The 19,205-nt window shown below is 47.8% G+C and carries 18 protein-coding genes; 13 read left to right on the top strand and 5 right to left on the bottom strand.

The annotated features are described in order from the left end of the window. Positions 1-3: 3 nt before the first annotated feature. The 4 genes from ICN24_RS04085 to ICN24_RS04100 are packed head-to-tail and all read right to left on the bottom strand — an operon-like array spanning position 4 to position 4,668. On the bottom strand, positions 4-795 hold the full coding sequence (locus ICN24_RS04085) for a phosphatase PAP2 family protein (RefSeq protein WP_216221519.1): 792 nt from the start codon (positions 793-795) through the stop codon (positions 4-6). Positions 796-800: 5 nt separating this feature from the next. Further along, positions 801-2,060: a glycosyltransferase family 9 protein gene (locus ICN24_RS04090; protein ID WP_216221520.1), complete on the bottom strand. Its 1,260-nt coding sequence runs from the start codon at positions 2,058-2,060 to the stop codon at positions 801-803. 18 nt (positions 2,061-2,078) lie between these two features. Next, positions 2,079-3,122, bottom strand: coding sequence for a lysylphosphatidylglycerol synthase transmembrane domain-containing protein (locus ICN24_RS04095; RefSeq protein WP_216221521.1), 1,044 nt, complete (start codon positions 3,120-3,122; stop codon positions 2,079-2,081). A gap of 49 nt (positions 3,123-3,171) precedes the next feature. Then, complete coding sequence (locus ICN24_RS04100; RefSeq protein WP_216221522.1) at positions 3,172-4,668, bottom strand: glycosyltransferase family 39 protein; 1,497 nt, start codon at positions 4,666-4,668, stop codon at positions 3,172-3,174. A 47-nt stretch (positions 4,669-4,715) separates the two neighbouring features. Here ICN24_RS04100 and ICN24_RS04105 point away from each other — a divergent pair, with 47 nt between their 5' ends. Next, positions 4,716-5,507, top strand: a complete 792-nt coding sequence (locus ICN24_RS04105) for a DUF3047 domain-containing protein (RefSeq protein ID WP_216221523.1) — start codon at positions 4,716-4,718, stop codon at positions 5,505-5,507. A 17-nt stretch (positions 5,508-5,524) separates the two neighbouring features. Here the strand turns inward: ICN24_RS04105 and ICN24_RS04110 are convergent, their stop codons facing one another. Next, a complete protein-coding gene (locus ICN24_RS04110) occupies positions 5,525-7,807 on the bottom strand; it encodes a cation-translocating P-type ATPase (RefSeq protein WP_216221524.1) in 2,283 nt (760 codons plus the stop codon). On the opposite strand from ICN24_RS04110, the gene ICN24_RS04115 reads away from it, so the two are divergent. The 12 genes from ICN24_RS04115 (at position 7,808) to ICN24_RS04170 (ending at position 19,178) form a co-directional block, all read left to right on the top strand. Then, entirely contained in the window at positions 7,808-8,053 is a 246-nt protein-coding gene (locus ICN24_RS04115; protein ID WP_255532553.1) for a heavy-metal-associated domain-containing protein, read from the top strand. A gap of 64 nt (positions 8,054-8,117) precedes the next feature. After that, a complete protein-coding gene (locus ICN24_RS04120; protein ID WP_216221525.1) occupies positions 8,118-8,765 on the top strand; it encodes a DUF47 domain-containing protein in 648 nt (215 codons plus the stop codon). A gap of 80 nt (positions 8,766-8,845) precedes the next feature. Then, positions 8,846-9,787, top strand: a complete 942-nt coding sequence (locus ICN24_RS04125; RefSeq protein ID WP_370623111.1) for an anion permease — start codon at positions 8,846-8,848, stop codon at positions 9,785-9,787. A gap of 145 nt (positions 9,788-9,932) precedes the next feature. Continuing rightward, positions 9,933-11,021: an iron-sulfur cluster carrier protein ApbC gene (gene apbC / locus ICN24_RS04130; protein ID WP_216221529.1), complete on the top strand. Its 1,089-nt coding sequence runs from the start codon at positions 9,933-9,935 to the stop codon at positions 11,019-11,021. A gap of 6 nt (positions 11,022-11,027) precedes the next feature. After that, entirely contained in the window at positions 11,028-11,567 is a 540-nt protein-coding gene (locus tag ICN24_RS04135; protein WP_216221532.1) for a DUF3305 domain-containing protein, read from the top strand. Next, a complete protein-coding gene (locus ICN24_RS04140; protein ID WP_216221533.1) occupies positions 11,567-12,130 on the top strand; it encodes a DUF3306 domain-containing protein in 564 nt (187 codons plus the stop codon). Before ICN24_RS04135 ends, ICN24_RS04140 begins: the two co-directional genes overlap by 1 nt. Before the next feature lie 11 nt (positions 12,131-12,141). Beyond that, positions 12,142-14,232 (top strand): 4Fe-4S binding protein, encoded by a 2,091-nt coding sequence (locus ICN24_RS04145; protein WP_216221536.1) that lies wholly within the window; start codon positions 12,142-12,144, stop codon positions 14,230-14,232. Continuing rightward, positions 14,229-14,879: a molecular chaperone gene (locus ICN24_RS04150; protein ID WP_216221537.1), complete on the top strand. Its 651-nt coding sequence runs from the start codon at positions 14,229-14,231 to the stop codon at positions 14,877-14,879. The genes ICN24_RS04145 and ICN24_RS04150 overlap by 4 nt, the downstream gene beginning before the upstream one ends. Before the next feature lie 115 nt (positions 14,880-14,994). Further along, positions 14,995-15,216, top strand: coding sequence for a hypothetical protein (locus ICN24_RS04155; protein ID WP_216221538.1), 222 nt, complete (start codon positions 14,995-14,997; stop codon positions 15,214-15,216). Between the two features lie 63 nt (positions 15,217-15,279). After that, positions 15,280-18,258, top strand: coding sequence for a formate dehydrogenase subunit alpha (locus ICN24_RS04160; RefSeq protein ID WP_216221539.1), 2,979 nt, complete (start codon positions 15,280-15,282; stop codon positions 18,256-18,258). Between the two features lie 27 nt (positions 18,259-18,285). Continuing rightward, on the top strand, positions 18,286-18,942 hold the full coding sequence (fdh3B, locus tag ICN24_RS04165) for a formate dehydrogenase FDH3 subunit beta (RefSeq protein WP_216221540.1): 657 nt from the start codon (positions 18,286-18,288) through the stop codon (positions 18,940-18,942). Further along, positions 18,942-19,178, top strand: a complete 237-nt coding sequence (locus ICN24_RS04170) for a hypothetical protein (RefSeq protein ID WP_216221541.1) — start codon at positions 18,942-18,944, stop codon at positions 19,176-19,178. The genes fdh3B and ICN24_RS04170 overlap by 1 nt, the downstream gene beginning before the upstream one ends. The last annotated feature ends 27 nt before the right edge of the window (positions 19,179-19,205 follow it).

Consider the following 19,205-nt stretch of genomic DNA (forward strand, 5'->3'; position numbering starts at 1 on the left):
AAATTATTCTGAGATATTGGGTGATTGCTTGAGCTGGGCTTTAGCAAAGAAAATTAAAGTGATGGCGATAATCGCAATTGAGGCGTACTGCAGCGGAAGATTGAGCTCCAAATCCATCATTTGAGTGTAGTGCGCATAGATTGCTACACAGCCACCCAAAGCCATTAAACGAGGCCAGAATTTTCTTGGGCTCAATTGATCCTCAGGGATTCTTAATGAGAGTAGGGCGCCGAGCATGCCACACCATAAGCCTATTCCCGCGCCTGCCAGAACATCTGTTAACCAATGGGCCCCAACAGCGTTGCGTGATAGTCCTACAAATACTGCCAGCGCAAAAAGAATGATGAGATGTTTGCGCATCTCTTTGCTGGCTGAAAAATACAAAGCACTTGCTACTGCAAAAGCAGTCAATGTATGACCTGACGGTAGTGCTCGCTGTGTGATAGCTTCACCAATCCGATAAAAGCTACCCTCTTCTAGAAGGCCTGCAGGCCTGGGAAGGTTAAAAATATTCTTGAGAAGGGTGCTTGCAAGCGCTGCAATAGCGCCCGCAAAGATTCCGGCGCTTAATAAACGGGGCGCTAGCAATATCAGCGGGAAAGTGAGTGCAAATACGCCCCAGCCATTCCCTAGAAAAGTGAGCCAAGCCCAGAGGGTGTCTGGTAATAATTGGGTAAAGCGATTAATGAATAGAAAGCTAGCGCTTTGGAGTTCGCCAAAATAAATGCCCAAGGCAAGCGCAATAGGAATGAGTGGAATAAACCATACGTAGTTAGAGATGGCTTTATTGCTCATCCGGTTTAACGACCCTTGGCTTGATCTGCTGCTTGGAGTTGCACCTGAACTTTTTCCAAAACTTGCGCAACGGTAATGGCCTGCATACAAACATTGTCGTGACACGGTGTTTTGCGATGATTGGCAGCACTAACGCAGGGTGAGCATGCCAAGTTGGCAGTGATCGCAATAGAGTTACCTACAGAGCCATAGAGTGCTGGAGTCTCTGGTCCAAAGAGCACTACTGTTCTCAAAGGGGTCACTGCAGAGAAATGACCGGGGCCTGAATCATTCGTCACCATGACATCAGAAAGCGTGTACAGGGGAGGTAGCTCGGCGAAACCAACCTGACCAGCAAAATTCAAGGCATTCTTTACATTAGCAACAGAGCGAACCTTATCGACATAGACAAATTCAGCGGGGGAGCCGGTGATGAGAATGAGGTCGGTTGGATATTGTTGGTGGATTGCTTGAATCAATTCAGAAAAGCGTTGTTGCGACCAGCGACGTTGCGGCAAAAGATCGCTCGCATTCGGGTTGATCAAAATCAAACGATCTTTTCCGTACGTAAAGGGGATGCTGGCTTCTTTAGCGAGCTTCTCAATTCTAGTGCGCACTTTTTCTAGTGTCTCAGGATGAATCACTGCTTGCTCTAGCTTAACTTCGGAGTCAGAAATGTGGATTTTGCTGAAAGGAACTTCAATGTCTTTGGCAAAGGCTGCATGAATCAGGGACAAGAAGTTCTTGGTGATATGAATATGTGGGTTGTAATGTACCTTGCGGGTCAACATAAAGCCGCGCCATAAACCTTCACCATGGAAGATGTGATAGCCGACTCGACGTCTTGCACCACAAAGGCCGGTGAGTAGGGCAGTAAAGCGAGAGAAAAGCTCAAGATCAATGACGGTATCAATCCGGTGGTGACGTGCAAGCACCAGAAAGCGCAGCGTATCTTTAATTAAGCCGCCCAAGCTTGAAGAGTCAATCGTGAAAATATTTTCCGGCTTGACGGTATTGAGAAGGGTTAGGCTTGCACGATTGCTTTTGAAGATTAAGAAAAATATTTCAGCGCCACGTGCTTGCGCATTACGCATTGCTGGGTCTACTAAGATGGCGCTCCCCATTTCGGAGAGTTCAATGAAGAGTAATTTTTTAGGGTTTTGAGGCCCGCGAGAAAAGACGTTTTTAATGCGATCAATTAGAGCCACTATTGGACTGGCGATTGCGCACAGCGGAACCCCAACCCAATGATCAATGGCACGCATGGTATTGACGCTAATAGACATAGTTTTGCTTTAAGTGGATTATTTTCGTTTGAGTAAAAAGTATGCGCCAGGGAGAACGGAGATCACAGTGATGGCGCCATAACTAATCGAGGCTAATACTGTGAGCGAGGGATTAACGCCCCAGAGTGCCAATACAGAAGAGAGTGTGGCCTCGCGCAAACCCCAACCTGAAATACTAATGGGCAACATGAGTAGCAAGCTTAATGCTGGCAGACCAATCATGAGTCCCTCAATGGGTGCATTTACTCCATAGGCCTTCATGCAGAACAGCAGTGTCAGGATGGTTAAGCAGTGGATGCCAATGGCGAGTAGGGCTTGAGCAATATTCACCGGCCAGGAGAAGGCCAAACGGATACCTGGCATTGCTTGATTCATGCGCAGGCGATCAAGCAGTTTTTGTAAGAGATTGCGACTGGTAGACCAGGCAAGAATTGCGGAAGCAATCAGACCTGCCGAAATCATGATGCCGATGACTGCATAGCCGAGATCTTGTCCCCAGGCGGCGAGGGTAGCACCACCTAAAACTAAACCAATTCCACCAAGTAAGTTATTTCCTGCCAAGCCTAATAGGCGATCAACCAATACCATCGCAAAGCTCAGGCGTAATTTTGGGTTTGCGTGCTCAAGGTCTACAGTGTGGTGAAGCTCCGCATTCAATTCTTTGGGATGGCTAAGATCACCGGTGTTGGTTAAGTGGGTTGCGGTGATAGCGCGATAGCTATCGCCTCCTAGGGTGCTTGGGAGTCCTTGGTTGATAAGACCGCCAGTGAAATACAAACCAATATAAGAATAAATGCGACGTGGAAATCCAACAGCCTGCATAAATAAGCCCCAGCGATAACCACCGCAAATAAAAGCCAACATCATGCTTCCTAGTGCTGCCAAGAACCACAAAGGTTGCATTTGAATATCGGAGTTGAGTAAGGCTTTCCAGTCAATACCGCTAGTTGCCTTCCAGAGGAGTGCTACTGACAGTAGGATCCGAACTGTGGGCCACGCCCGCTTCAGAATAGATTTCCACCCAGAGGGAGCTTTTGGGGTGGATTGTGCTGATGAACTCATAGGCGTAAGGATAATGCTTTGGGCGCCTAAGGTCTTGAATTTGGGCGAATTAGTCCGTCCGACGGGGTCCTTGCCAATTGCTGCAAAGGCTAAAGTCAAATTTGGACAGAATTTGCCCAAATCGTTGAATTTCTAGGGTATCGAGCGCTTCACAGTGTTCAAACCCTACATTCTTGCCAATAGGGCTAGAAAACGACATGCCTGACCAGTTCAGTAGTAGAACGTTGGCGCCTTGAGGAAGTTGCCCAGACCAGAGATCAAATTGATCTTGACGGTCATCCAAGATAAACACGGGGATCGGTCTCGCATACCAAGCAGCTCGACTACCTAGCGTCCAGTTGTGTACTGCAATCCCGGTAACCTTTTTTGCTTGCGCTAGTTCTGCAGCTTTTTGTCCTGCCGCTTTCCAGCCATAGAGATCGGCGATGGGGTTGGACTTGACAGCTGCGGTGCTAATGCCACCAGAAAGTACGTAGGCAAAACCAAGGCAGCAAAGCACGATTTGAGAAATCAGCAAGACTTGAATGAGGCGACGGTGTTGCGTTGACCACGCTTTTGCTAAACCGATTCCCGCAAATGGGGCAAGACAAAACCAAGCAGGTGTTGTCCAGTGTGGCAATCCACCGCCACCAGCAAGACTGGTGAAAATGGCAAAGGGTATGACAAAAAATCCAAGCAAAGCCAATAAAGAAAGCTTGGTGCCATGAATGCAATGCTTCACAAATAAATACGCACCTAGTACTAGAAGTGGCCCATAGACCAGGATCTGAATACCAACATAAGCTGCCAATCTGCGCCAGAGCCAGGCGCTACCAGAGCCATGTGCCAGTTGATATTTGAAGGATATCCAGTCATTAGCCCAATTCCAATACAGCACCGGTGAAATCATGAGTAATGCAACGATCAAGGCGATCCAAAAGCCGAGCTTAGAAATCCAAGGTTTTCTGGGGGCGCTTAAAAATACAACTAGCACGGCAAGGGCTGTGAACGCTGCCGTGTATTTGCTCAGTCCTGCCAAACCTAGCAATACACCGGTAATGAGCCAATCGCTCAATTTAAAGTGATCATTACTCAACCAACGCAGCGTCATTAACATCAGTCCGAGGCTGAGGGGTGCTAGTAAGGTGTCAGGTAATAAGCCGATTGCCAGTACGTGCGGAATGGGCGCGGCAATAATAGTCAGTACCGCCATCAAGCCGCAAGTATTGGCCGATGGCAGTGCACTTGTGAGGTAGCCCGCGTTTCGTCCTTGTATGTAATGGTGTACTGCGATCGTGACTTGGTAGACCAAAAGACAAGAGATGATCCACAGCAATTCGGGGATGAGGCGAATGACTCCCTCTGAGGAGGTGATCACTACGAGTGGCCACTGTAGCCAGCCCACTAAAGGTGGGTGATCAAAATAACTCCAGGCTAAGTGTTGCGCGTATAGCGCGTAATGGGCTTCATCAACTGAAAATTCAATCGCAAATCCTAGGGCAAAGTGCACGACTGCGGCAATGCAGACAGAGATGATTGCCCAGCTTGTAGGGGATTGTTGACGCATATCCGAATTTTAGACTCAGTTAAGCAATTCTTTGGGACAATTGCAGGATGCGTATCCGCCCACTTCTCATATTTACCTGCCTGCTGATTGCTCTGACAGGATGCGCTGGCCCTGGCGGCTCGGTACAAAATGAATCTGGTCAGAATTTTCAGGTTGACCAGCTACAAGCCCAAGATGAATTGCCCAAATTTTCGATGGAAACCGCCCGAGATGGCCTACCTACCGGCTGGAATTTTTATCGGATAGCGCCTTATAAAAAGAACACGGTATATCGCCTTGAAAACTATCAAGGTAGAACAGTCCTCAGCGCCAATGCAATTACTTCAGCCTCTGGATTGGCCGTGAAACTGCGGCCGCGTCAAACCAATAATTTATGGTTACAGTGGGAATGGAAGGCAACTGGCGCATTGCCGGATGCGGATAACGCCCAGTCACTTCAAGATGATGCTCCTCTCAGACTATTGGTTGCTTTTGATGGCAATAAATCAAAACTATCGCTGAAAGAAAAATTAAATTTTGAAATGGCTAATCTCATCAGCGGCCAAGAAATGCCCTATGCAACCTTAATGTACATCTGGTCCGGCAAAACTCCAGTCGACACCATTATTACGAATGCGCATACTTCGCGCATCAAGATGATCGTGGTTGATTCCGGTAAAGAAGGTCTAGGAGAGTGGCGACGACATTCGCGGGACCTTGCTGCCGACTATAAGCGCGCCTATGGAGAAGCGCCTGGGGAAATTATTGGAGTGGCATTATTAACGGATACCGACAATACAAAGTCAGAAACGCGTGCTTTCTACGGAGATATTGAGCTCGTCCGCAAGAACGCAAAATAAAAATATACTGTTCTGGCTTAACTAAAGTGACGAGCAGGGCGCCAGCGTTTGAGCAGCAATGCATTACTCAGTACGCAGAAGCTGGAGAGAGCCATTGCACTACCAGCGAGCATCGGTGAAAGATAGCCAAGAGCGGCCAGTGGAATACCAGTGCAATTAAAGACAAACGCCCAGAATAAATTTTGTTGAATTTTTGCCCATGTCCGTTTAGAGATATCAATGGCATCAGCAACCAAACTGGGATCGCCACGCATGAGTGTGATGCCAGCCGCTTGCATAGCCACATCGGTGCCAGTAGACATGGCCATGCCGACATCGGCGCTTGCTAGGGCAGGGGCATCATTGACGCCATCTCCCACCATAGCCACCCATTGGCGTTGATGGTTTTTGCCAGATGATTGGAGCGCGCGAATAATGTCCGCTTTATTGCTCGGCATAACTTGCCCAAATACTTGATCAATACCAATTGACTGTCCTACGCGATTGGCAGCTGCATTGTTATCGCCGGACAGCATCACAGTACGTATATGGAGTTGATGTAAAGCGGTAATTGCATGCTGCGCACCTGCCTTAACATCATCACCAAAAGCAATCATGGCTAAGGGCTCGGGTGGATGGGTTTGTGTCATCAATACCGAAATAGTTTGTCCCGCATGAAGATGATCTTGTGCTTTTTCAAGAATAGCGGCGTGATGGATATTGCCTTCTAAAGAAGCAATGCTTTGCAAAGACAGTGTTTGATTTTCCCAGGGACCAGAGCTGGGTATACCGCTGATCCCAATTCCAGGAAGCGCCTTGCTGTCTAGTGGACTGATTGGAGTTGCCCCTGCTGTCTTTGCTGCTTCGAGTAGCGCTTTTGCTAGCGGATGCTCGCTACCCATTTGCAGGCCAGCAGCACTAGCCAAAAGTGTCTTGGCATCTGCGCTGTCAGAGATGGGAATTAAAGCGAGTACTTTGGGTTTGCCAATGGTGAGTGTTCCTGTTTTATCAAAGGCAACAATATCGAGGCGGTGCGCTAATTCAAGAACCTGGGGATCCTTAATCAGAATTCCAAAGCGCGCAGCCACTCCGGTGCCAGCCATGATGGCAGCAGGTGTTGCTAATCCTAATGCGCAAGGGCACGCGATCACCAATACGGATACTGCGCGCAAAATGGCGATCGATGCAGAATCTAAATAAAGCCAATTGAGGATGCCCGTTAAGAGGGCGATCGCAATGACGCTTGGTACAAAAATGGCGCTGACTTGATCCACCAGTTTTTGAATCGGTGCCTTTTGTGTTTGGGCATCCTCAACCAAGGTGATTATTTTGGACAATACACTTTCAATCCCCACAGCCTGAGCATCAATCACCAAGACACCCTCGCCATTGAGGGAGCCGCCAATCACATAAGCGTCTAGTAGTTTCTTAACGGGCTGACTCTCACCGGTTAGAAGAGATTCATCTACATGACTACCGCCAAAAATAATCTTGCCGTCTACCGGAATGCGTTCACCTGGTAATACCAGGATCCGGTCATGTGGAAATACTTGATCTAAAGGTAGCTCGCGATACTGATCCAGAAAAGCATTGCCATCAATTGCTGCATCCGGGAGTAATACCTTGGCGTTTTCTGGCCAGAGTTTTTGTAAGGCGCGTATTGCTTCACTGGTTTGTTGTTTTGCTCTAGCCTCCAACCATTTTCCTAAGAGCACCATACAAATGATGACTGCAGATCCTTCAAAGTACAGCTCATGATTCGCATGAGGCGAAGCTAGCATTTGGTAGACGCTAAGACCGTATGCAGCACTAGTGCCCAGTGCTACCAATAAATCCATATTTCCGGAACCGGCAAGAAGTGATTTGAATCCTGCGCGATAAAAGCGCCACCCCAAAAAGAATTGCACTGGAGTTGCTAGTAATAACTGCCATTTGGGCGATAAGGCCCAATCTATTCCAAAGGGCATGAGCAACATCGGCAAAAAGAGGGGGGCAGACAAGGCGAAGCTCAGTATTACTCGTCCTAAACCGTCAGAACCCCAAAAAGAGTGACTCTTGTTATTTTGACTATTCCCGTGGGGAGTGCTCGCTTGAGCGGTGTATCCGGTTTTTTGGATAGCATCGATGATTTGCCCAATGGTGGTGCTGGAATTTGCCTGGATGCGAACTTTGGCTTGCTCGGTTGCCAAATTCACGCTGGCTGCTTCAACCCCGGGAATGCGATCAAGCGCCTTCTCAACCCGGCCAACGCAGGAGGCGCAAGTCATGCCGCCAATATCGAGGGTAAACAGCGAGGGAGAGGCGTCTTTTGGGGTGTCCATATGGAAGATAATCTACCCCATACCAAACAAATTCAATACAAAGGGGTGGATATGTTGAGCTTAAAGGTGTCGGGCATGACTTGTGGCGGCTGCATTAATGCCGTCACGCGGGCTGTACAGGCCCAAGATCCCTTTGCCAAGGTTGAGGCGGATCTGGCCACCCAAACCGTGAATCTAGAAACAAGCCTTTCTCTGGCGCAAGCAAGTCAGTTGATCACGGATGCTGGCTTTCCAGTTGTTCAATAGCAATTGTTTAGAATGTGGGCAAATCTAACAAAACCTGCATTTTGTTCCTAAAGGATCGGGATTTATGTTCTTCAGCAAGTTGATGCCTCACGACGGTAATTTCTTTGAATTGTTCAATGAACATGCGGGAAATATTGTTGCTGCCTCAGAATCATTTCTTAAGTTCGTTGAGCACTATAACGATGAAGTATTGCGTGCTAAGTACACACAAGAAGTCGATAGAGCGGAACATGCTTGTGACGATGTTGTAAAGGAAGTACATCGCCGCCTCCACAAAACATTTATCACCCCGATTGATCGCGATCAGATCTTCTCCTTGATTAACACCATGGATGACGTTGCTGACTTATTGCAGAATGGTACTGAAGCAATGCATTTGTATGACGTCAAGCAAATGACGCCAGAAATGATTCAAATGGCAGAGCTTTGCAACCAGTGCTGTATTAGCATGAAAAATGCAGTAGCTACCTTGAAAGACATTTCTGATCCTGATGTAGCTAAGGCTGCATTGAAGACCTGTGATGAAATTGATCATTTGGAGTCAAATGCTGACCGCCTCTTATCTACAGCGATTACACGTCTATTTCGAGAAGACATTGAGGTGCGCGAACTTATCAAGTGTCAGCGTATTTATGAGCTTCTCGAGGAAGTAACCGATAAATGTGAGGACGTTGCCAATTTGGTTGAAGGCATCGTTCTTGAAAACTCTTAAGGCGAATTAAGTTGCCAGCGACAGAAGTAGCCTTTTGGGTAGTAGCGCTCTTAGTGGTGCTAGCACTGGGTTTCGATTTCATGAATGGTTTTCATGATGCGGCCAACTCTATTGCAACCGTTGTATCTACCGGTGTACTGAAGCCGCAACAAGCCGTTGTCTTTGCTGCCTTCTTTAACTTCTTAGCAGTCTTCATTTTTCATCTGAGTGTTGCTGCAACTGTTGGCAAGGGAATTGTTCATCCTAGCGCCGTTGATTTGCACGTGATTTTTGGTGCCTTGGTGGGCGCCATCATCTGGAATGTGATTACTTGGTATTACGGCATTCCCTCCAGTTCTTCTCATGCCTTGATCGGCGGCCTTGTTGGTGCTGCTTTGCCTAAGGCTGGTTTGGGTGGATTGGTATGGACCGGGATTTTTAAGACTGTTGCCTTTATCTTTATTTCGCCCTTGGTAGGCTTTTTGCTTGGCTCGCTCATGATGCTTTTGGTGTCTTGGGTTTGCCGCCATGCGACCCTGTCAAAAACTGACCGCTGGTTCCGTCGCCTGCAATTGTTATCGGCTAGTGCCTATAGTTTGGGTCACGGTGGTAATGATGCCCAAAAAACCATTGGCATTATTTGGCTGCTGTTGATCATTACAGGCTACGCTGAAGCGGGCGCGAGTATGCCGCCTACCTGGACCATCATTTGTTGTTATGTCGCGATTGCGATGGGCACGATGTTTGGTGGTTGGCGTATTGTGAAAACGATGGGTCAGAAGTTAACCAAGCTCAAGCCTGTGGGTGGCTTTTGCGCTGAAACGGGCGGTGCAATTACTTTATTTGCAGCTACCGCCTTAGGTGTGCCGGTTTCTACTACCCACACTATTACTGGGGCTATTGTTGGTGTGGGCTCTACTCAGCGGGCAAGTGCTGTTCGTTGGGGTGTGGCTGGAAATATCGTCTGGGCCTGGATTTTTACTATTCCGGCAACGGCAATCATGTCGATGTTGGTCTATTACCTAAGCTTAATGATCTTTTAATTCGATCTCACAAATCCACTCAATTGCATTTCAAGCAAGTTTTCGCGGGTGCGGTTAATCTACCTGCTATTCATTAGAACTTATATTTTTATGGCTCTGCCGCCTACTTCAGGTCGGATGAGCTTACGAACCACAGGAGAAGGTAGTGTCAGTTACTGTAGAAGCCGTTCAGGGCGCACTCAAGGGCTTAATTGATCCAAATACAAAGATCGATTTTGTTACCGCTAAAAATGTTAAGAATCTCAAGGTGGAAGAGGGCGACATCTCTTTGGATATCGTATTGGGTTATCCCGCAAAGAGTCAGTTTGATGCTATTCGTAAATTGGTTATCAATGCCCTGCGTGAATTGCCTGGCGTGAAAAATGTAAGTGTCAATATCACCAGTCAAATTGTTGCGCATGCCGTGCAACGCGGTGTTAAGTTATTACCAGGCGTTAAAAACATTATTGCAGTTGCCAGTGGTAAAGGTGGAGTTGGAAAGTCCACGACTGCTGTAAACCTGGCTTTAGCCTTAGCGGCTGAAGGTGCGCAAGTGGGTATTTTGGATGCTGATATTTATGGCCCAAGCCAGCCGATGATGTTGGGCATTACTGGCAGACCAGACTCGCTTGAAGAAAATACGATTGAGCCAATGGAAGGCCATGGATTGCAGGCGAGTTCCATTGGTTTCTTGATTGATGATGATGCACCGATGGTTTGGCGTGGACCAATGGTGACGTCTGCCTTAGAGCAGTTGTTGCGTCAAACCCGTTGGCGTGATTTAGATTATTTAATAGTGGATATGCCTCCGGGAACGGGTGATATTCAGTTGACGCTGTCACAAAAGGTACCCGTGACCGGCTCAGTGATTGTTACTACACCGCAAGATATTGCATTGCTCGACGCCCGCAAGGGTTTGAAGATGTTTGAGAAGGTGGGCGTTCCGATTATTGGCATCATTGAAAATATGAGCATCTATGTTTGCCCCAGCTGTGGACATGAGGAGCATGTATTTGGTGCGGGTGGCGGCGAGAAGATGTGTCAGGAATACGGCGTCGACTTTCTGGGTGCTTTGCCGCTCAATCTTTCCATTCGTGAGCAAGCCGATGCTGGCCGTCCGACCGTGGTTGCTGATCCTGATGGTGCCATCAGCGCTATTTATAAAAACATTGCTAGACAGGTTGCTATACGTGTTGCTACCCTGGCAAAAGATATGAGCAGTAAATTTCCCGATATTGTTGTTCAAAACACCTGAGGATTTATGCGCTTTGCAGTATTGATGCGTAAGCAACACATCGACAACCCATGGGTCTCATACCGCTGGGTTCCTCAGGAGGTATTGCCTGATTTTGGTCAATACAGCAAACAGGAACATGCTGTCAGCCGTATTGAAGGGCGTTTCCTAGAGCGCGATGAGGATGGTGAATCTTGGTTGTTCACAGGTTTTGAATTAAACCTCTTTCCTGATGAGGCAGAGGGCTACTACTTAAATGTCTCTGCTACCAAGCCTTGTTGGTTTGTGATGTGGCGCCTTGAGGAGGATATCGAGCGATACATTGAGCAGTCATCTCTCCCATTAGCGAGAACTGAATCTACTATTGCGGTGCCTCACCGTATCTGCGTGAGTTACAACGAAGCAGCGCGCTTACTAGATGGTGGTGAATCAGTCGACACTATTCCAATGAGCGAAGAACATGCGTCCTGGTTGCAGGAGTATGTCAATGATCAATACCGACCTGAACCGAAAAAGCGCAACAAACCCGCATCATTCCAAGGTGCCCACCGTCCTGCGGAGGAATGATGGCCGATGGTTTTCTCAGTCGCTGGTCGCGCCGTAAATTAAGCAAAGTCGATCAGGCTATCGAGCCAAGCAAAGAGCGGGAAGAGCTTACCCCTGCCCCACAGGGAGCTGTACCCTCAGCGGAAGATACCCCTCCTGCCGTAACGCTCGAGGATGTTGAAAAGATTGATCGTTTTGCCCCAGATTTTTCTGCTTTTATGCAAGCGGATGTGGATCCTGCCGTTCAGCAAGCGGCACTCAAGAAAATGTTTACCGATCCCCACTTCAATGTGATGGATGGCCTGGATATCTACATTGATGATTACTCCAAGCCCGATCCAATGCCAAAAGGCATGTTAGAGCGCATGGTGCAAAGTGACCTATTGGGCCTTTTCCGTAAAAATACCGATGGGCTTACTGAAGATGACAGAACCCTTGGCTCGAGATCAGCAGCACAAGACGCTACTCGCACGACTTTAGAGGCTCCCGCCCAAACTGATTTAACATCCTCAGCATTGCCATCGGAAGGTCAGTCTGGTGAATCGAATGCGACACCGATAGTGTCAGACAAGCAAAAAACCTAAAAAGGTTGTGAATGAGTCAAAAATTAGTATGTAACTGCAATGGCACCATGCCTTTGGATGCAAAGGCGTTGGGTGTTCCAGTGCATCGCTCTTTGTGTAGACAAGAGGTTGGATCCTTTTTGAAAGCGCTCGATGGGTCGGATGCCTTAGTAGTGGCATGTACACAAGAGGGTGCTTTATTTTCTGAATTGGCAGAGCAATCTGAAAAGCCGTTGGTGGCACCGTTGCGTTTTGTCAATATTCGTGAGGTAGCGGGCTGGACTCAAGAAGCCAAAACTTCTGGCCCTAAGATCGCTGCATTATTAGCTTTGGCTGATGCGCCAGAAGCCGAGCCCGTGCCAGTGGTGAATTATGAAAGCCAGGGCCGTCTTTTAATTGTGGGTCCCGGCAATCAAGCATTGCCTTGGGCAGAAAAATTAAATGCTTCTTTGGATGTATCGGTGCTGTGCACTGAGCCAGGCGACTTGCCTTTGACGCGTGCATATCCGATTTATAGCGGAGTAGTCACTAGGCTAGAGGGTTATCTTGGCAATTTCTCAGTGGATTGGGAATTACAAAATCCAATTGATCCCGAGATGTGTACCCGATGCGGCGCCTGTGTTGAGGTCTGCCCAGAGAATGCCATTGACCTCTCATTTCAAATTGATTTAAACAAATGCAAATCTCATCGATCTTGTGTAACTGCCTGTGCAAGCATTGGCGCTATTGCTTTTGATAGGGCGGATAGAAAGCGCAACGCTGAATTTGATTTGATTTTGGATTTACGGGTTGACCCATCAATGCGCATGAGTCAAACACCGCAAGGTTACTTTGCCCCTGGTAAAGATCCCCTGGAGCAAGCGTTGGCTATCAACCAATTACAAGAGATGGTTGGTGAATTTGAGAAGCCGAAGTATTTTGTCTATAACGAAAAAGTCTGCGCTCATGGGCGAAATGGAAAAGTAGGCTGCAGCTCCTGTATCGATGTTTGCTCTACTGGCGCAATCCAATCGCTATTTAAAAATGGTCAAGGTAGTGTGGAAGTTAACCCCAATCTTTGTATGGGATGTGGAGCATGCGCCACTGTCTGTCCATCGGGTGCGATGCGATATAACTATCCCAACGTGCCGCACCAGGGCAAAGAACTCAAGACTCTAGCGACAGTGTTTGGTGCTGAAGCAAAAAAAATCAATTTAGCATTAGCCCCTAGTTTGCTCTTGCATAGCTTGAAGGCTGGCACCCAAATGCTAGATGCTTTGGGCCGTTCTGCCCATGTGATGCCAAAGCGCTTTGAGGGTTTACCGGCGTTTATGCTGCCTTATGGCATTGAGCATATTGCTTCTACTGGCATTGATTTGTGGCTGGCTGCGCTCAGTTATGGTTTTGCTGAAGTCGTTTTGCTCTTGAGTGGTGATGAAGATCCATCGTATCGTGCTGCTTTAGAGAGTCAGGCAAATTTAGCCAATACGATTTTGCAGGCTTATGGGTTTGACCAAAGGATTCGTTTGATCTTGGCTGACTCTGTAGAGGAATTGGGAGCGGTTTCGCAAGTGATGGGTCAATTACGTCAGCGCGGTGCGCTCAGCCCGCTTTGCCCGCCAGCGAGCTTCGCCTTATCAAATCAAAAGCGTGAAACCTTAGAGGCCGCTCTTGAGCATCTGCAAAAGTATGCCAAGACATCATTACCCGAAACGGGCTTTGCTTTGCCGAAACCTTCATTGCTTGGTGGTCTAGCGATCAATCGAGATGCCTGCACACTTTGTATGTCTTGTGTCAGCAGCTGCCCTGAGGGCGCGCTTTTGGATAATCCGGATGAGCCTATCCTGTCATTTATTGAAAAGCAGTGTGTGCAATGTGGCATCTGTACGCAAACTTGCCCAGAGCAAGCTTTGGCATTGAATCCACGCTTACAAACAGTGGAGCAGCGCAAACAAAAGGTCGTGCTCAATGAGACCCAAGCGTTTCATTGCATCAGCTGTGGAAAGCCATTTGGTACTACCAAAATGATCGATGTGATGATGGCAAAGCTTGGTGCCCATAGCGCATTTGCGGGAGCGGCGATGGATAGATTGAAGATGTGCGGCGATTGCCGTGTAGTAGACATGGTGAAGAAAGAGCTATGAGCGAATTAGGAAATCAGGACGTATCAAACAACCCATCGACGGAAGTAGGGGATGTGGGCCTGCCGGAGGACTTGGCTAGAGCCGATCTCTATGGTTTGATCGCACGTTTTTTTCATCTGCCGCCGGATCAGGAGTTGCTAGATCAAATCGCCGCCACAGCAGACCAGCAGGATGCCGCAGACGAAGCGCCCTTGGCAAAGGTTTGGATGGATGTGGTGGAGGTTGCAAAAAATAACCCTGCCAAGGCTTGGCATGATGAATTTGACTTGAATTTTATTAGTGTGGGCAAGCCCAATGTAGTCCTTAATGGTTCTTTTTATTTGGCAGGCCACCTCAATGAGCGGCCTTTAGTCAATATTCGTAGGGCGCTCGAGGAGTTTGGATTAGAGGCGGCTGAAGAAGTTACCGAAACCGAGGACCATATTTCAGCGCTATGCGAGGTGATGCGCTACCTGATCGCAGGTGATGATGTCGAGGTCTCTAACCTTACAAATCAGAGGGTCTTTTTTAACCAACATATTCGTCCCTGGTACGACGAGTTGTGTGATGCGATTGAGGGCATTCCAGAAATGCACCTCTACCATCCAGTAGCAGCATTAACCCGAGAATTTCTGGCGATCGAAGGCCAAAGTTTTGACATGATTTAATGCTGCATTGCATCAAAAAATTCGATTAGCAGTTCGCCATTACGCCAATATGTCAAAAATGCGATTACGGATTACACTTGACCTTAGTCAAGAATAATTACATAGGAGCATGCTCGTGAGCACTAAATCCAAAGTTGCTATTAGCGAAGAAAATAAGCCATCACGCCGTAAGTTCTTTATTGGTGCAGGCGCTGCCGTTGGCGCAGTTGCTGTGGTGTCGCAAACCTCTGTCGGCAAAGCCGTTATTCAGGAAATTGGCAGCACCGTCAAAGGCAAAGAAGAGGGCAAAACCATCACGGCCCACATGCGTAAGTATTACGAAAGCACCATGCTCTAAAACGGTACCTCATTCTGAATTCATCACTAGTAAATAAATAAAAAACTTTTTCAGGGACAACATATGAGTCTGACTCGTAAATCCAATACCCCACAAAGCAGTCGTACGACATCACGCCTCATTGGCAGTCTATCGCGCGGCTTAAAAGCGGCTGTTCCAACAATGGATCGTCGAACCTTCTTAAAGCGTTCTGGTGTTGGTGTTGGTGCCGGTATTGCTGCTAGTCAACTCAGTTTGGTACAAAAAGCAGTTGCAGAGCCAAGTAAAGCAATGTTGGATGGCAAGGGCAAGATTGAAGTGAAGCGCACTATCTGTACGCATTGCTCGGTAGGTTGTGCGGTCGATGCCACTGTTGAAAATGGCGTGTGGGTTCGTCAGGATCCCGTCTTTGATTCTCCTATCAATATGGGTGCGCACTGCGCCAAAGGTGCTGCCCTGCGCGAGCATGGTCACGGTGACTACCGCTTGCGTTACCCAATGAAATTGGTTGACGGTAAATATCAGCGCATCTCTTGGGATCAGGCATTAACCGAAATCACTGCGCAGATGAAGAGCATTCGTGAGAAATATTCTCCCGATGCGATGTTCTTTATTGGTTCATCAAAACATAACAACGAACAGTCCTACTTACTCCGCAAGTGGGTCTCTTTCTTTGGTACTAACAATACAGACCATCAGGCGCGTATCTGTCACTCAACCACTGTTGCGGGTGTTGCTAACACCTGGGGCTATGGTGCGATGACCAATAGCTACAACGACATGATGAATGCCAAGGCTGCTTTGTACATTGGTTCCAATGCAGCAGAAGCGCATCCAGTTTCTATGTTGATGCTGTTGCATGCAAAAGAAAATGGCTGCAAGGTGATTGTGGTGGATCCACGTTACACCCGAACCGCAGCAAAGTCTGATCAATACGTACGTATTCGCTCTGGTACTGACATTCCTTTCTTGTTTGGTGTTCTGTATCACATCTTTAAAAATGGTTGGGAAGACAAGAAGTACATCAACGATCGCGTTTACGGAATGGATGAGATTCGTAAAGAGGTTATGGAGAAATGGACTCCTGCGGCCGTTGAAGAGGCTTGTGGTGTACCTGAAGCGCAGGTCTATCAAGTGGCCAAAACCATGGCGACAAACAAGCCAAGTACTGTTGTTTGGTGTATGGGTCAAACCCAGCACACAATCGGTAACGCCATGGTACGTGCCTCCTGTATTTTGCAGTTAGCCTTAGGTAACGTTGGCAAGTCCGGCGGTGGTACTAATATTTTCCGTGGCCACGATAACGTTCAAGGCGCTACCGACGTTGGTCCTAATCCTGATTCATTGCCTGGCTATTACGGTCTTGCAGCAGGTTCATGGAAACACTTCGCTACCGTATGGGGTGTTGACTATGACTGGATTAAAGGTCGTTATGCCCCAGACATGATGGAGAAGTCGGGTACAACCGTATCCCGTTGGGTAGATGCCGTTCTAGAGAAGAACGACATGATTGATCAGCAGACGAACGTGAAGGGCTTGTTCTTCTGGGGTCATGCACCAAACTCACAAACCCGCGGCTTAGATATGAAGCGCGCAATGAATAAGCTCGATCTCTTGGTAGTGGTAGATCCATTCCCAAGCGCGACTGCAGCGATGGCTGCGATGCCAGCAGCAGAGGGTGATGCGGTTAATAAAAATCGTAATGTGTACTTATTGCCAGCAACTACACAGTTTGAAACTACTGGTTCTGCAACAGCTTCAAACCGTTCCTTGCAATGGCGCGAAAAAGTCATTGATCCCCTCTTTGAGTCAGTACCAGACCATGTGATCATGCAAGCGTTTGCAGATCGCCTAGGCTTTGGTGAAGAGTTGTCCAAGAACTACAAGATGCTCAACTCGAAGTTTGCTGGTAAGCAATGGCGCGAACCACAAATTGAAGACATCTTGCGTGAAATTAATCGTTCATGCTGGACGATTGGTTATACCGGTCAAACACCTGAGCGTCTAAAAGCGCACATGCGTATGGTCGCCACCTTTGATCCGAAGACCTTGAAGTCTCGTGGTGGTGTGGATCCAGTTACTGGTTACGACACGACTGGCGACTACTATGGCTTGCCTTGGCCTTGCTACGGTACGGCTGCAATCAAACACCCAGGATCGCCCAATCTGTATGACACTAGCAAGAGCGTCATGGAAGGCGGTGGTAACTTCCGTGCCAACTTCGGTGTAGAGCGTGATGGTGTGAGCTTGCTTGCTGCCGATGGATCTCACTCTAAGGGTGCTGCGATTACTACTGGTTATCCAGAGTTTGATCATGTATTTATGAAGAAGCTGGGCTGGTGGGATCAGTTGACCGACGACGAGAAAAAACTCGCTGAGGGCAAGAACTGGAAGACCGACCTATCCGGCGGTATTCAGCGCGTTGTAATGAAAAATGGCTGCCATCCATTTGGTAATGCCAAGGCTCGCGCTATCGTGTGGAACTTCCCGGATCCAATTCCAATTCACCGCGAGGCGCTTTACAGTACTAATGCGCCAATGATGCGTAAGTATCCAACCATTGCGGATAAGAAGAATTTCTGGCGCTTGCCAACCCTGTATAAGACTGTTCAAGATCAAAACTTGAACAATAAGTTATACGAGAAGTTCCCAATCATCCTAACCTCTGGCCGTTTAGTGGAGTATGAGGGTGGTGGTGATGAAACCCGTTCAAATCCATGGCTGGCAGAATTGCAGCAAGAAAACTTTGTGGAGATTAACCCCAAAGCGGCTGCAGATCGCGGCATCAAGAACTGGGATTATGTATGGGTGAAGTCGCCTACAGGTGCCAAGATCAAAGTGCGCGCATTGGTTACGGAGCGTGTTGATCAAGGTACAGCCTTTGTGCCATTCCACTTTGCTGGTTGGTGGCAGGGCGAGAATATTCGCAAGTACTACCCAGAGGGCGCTGCCCCAGTAGTTCAGGGTGAGGCTGTGAATACTGCGACTACTTATGGTTATGACATGGTGACGATGATGCAAGAAACTAAGACCACCATGTGCCAAATCGAAAAATTTGCCTAAGTCAAAAAATAAAGTCAGGAGAACACAATGGCAAGAATGAAATTTATTTGTGACACGGAACGCTGCATTGAGTGCAACGGTTGTGTCACTGCTTGTAAAAACGAAAACGAAGTGCCATGGGGCGTCAATCGCCGTCGCGTTGTCACTGTGAATGACGGCATCATTGGTCAAGAGAAGTCTGTGTCTGTTGCCTGTATGCACTGTACAGATGCCCCTTGTATGGCGGTCTGCCCAGTGGACTGTTTCTACCGTACTGATGAAGGCGTAGTGCTGCATGACAAAGACATTTGCATTGGTTGTGGTTACTGCTCTTTGGCTTGCCCATTCGGTGCGCCACAGTTCTTAAGCAAGGGCGCTTTTGGTACACGCAGCAAGATGGACAAGTGCACCTTCTGTAGTGGTGGTCCAGAAGAGAATGGCAGTGTTGCTGAGTTTGAGAAATATGGCCGCAATCGTTTGGCAGAAGGTAAATTACCGCTTTGCGCAGAGATGTGTTCTACCAAGGCATTGATTGGTGGCGATAGTGATGTCATCTCCAGCATCTTCAATAATCGTGTTGCTACACGTGAGAAGAACGGTAAATATGCTGGCGCCCAAGCGTTTGGTTGGTCCACAGCCTACGGTGGTCCAGGTACAGCTGAGCCAACTCCAACACCTGCTGACAAAATTCCAGGAGCTAAATAATGAAGGCTTTTTTCAAAACGTTGGGTTTCTGTTTTGCAGTGGCTTCTTTGTTGGTAGCATGTTCAGAACCTCCTGAAATTGCCGCTAAAGTTGCTAAGCGTCCTGATGTCGCTCCTTACATGGGTGCTAATAATGGCTTCATGACTAAGGGTTGGACTCCAGGTAATCAGGCTAGTTGGACTGAGTCGATTGATAAGCGTAACCAAGGTCAAAACGAATACAGTCGTATTAAGTGATCACCTAAAAAACAATAAATAAAACGA

The organism is Polynucleobacter sp. UK-Kesae-W10 (assembly GCF_018881575.1).
Classification (GTDB): Bacteria; Pseudomonadota; Gammaproteobacteria; order Burkholderiales; family Burkholderiaceae; genus Polynucleobacter.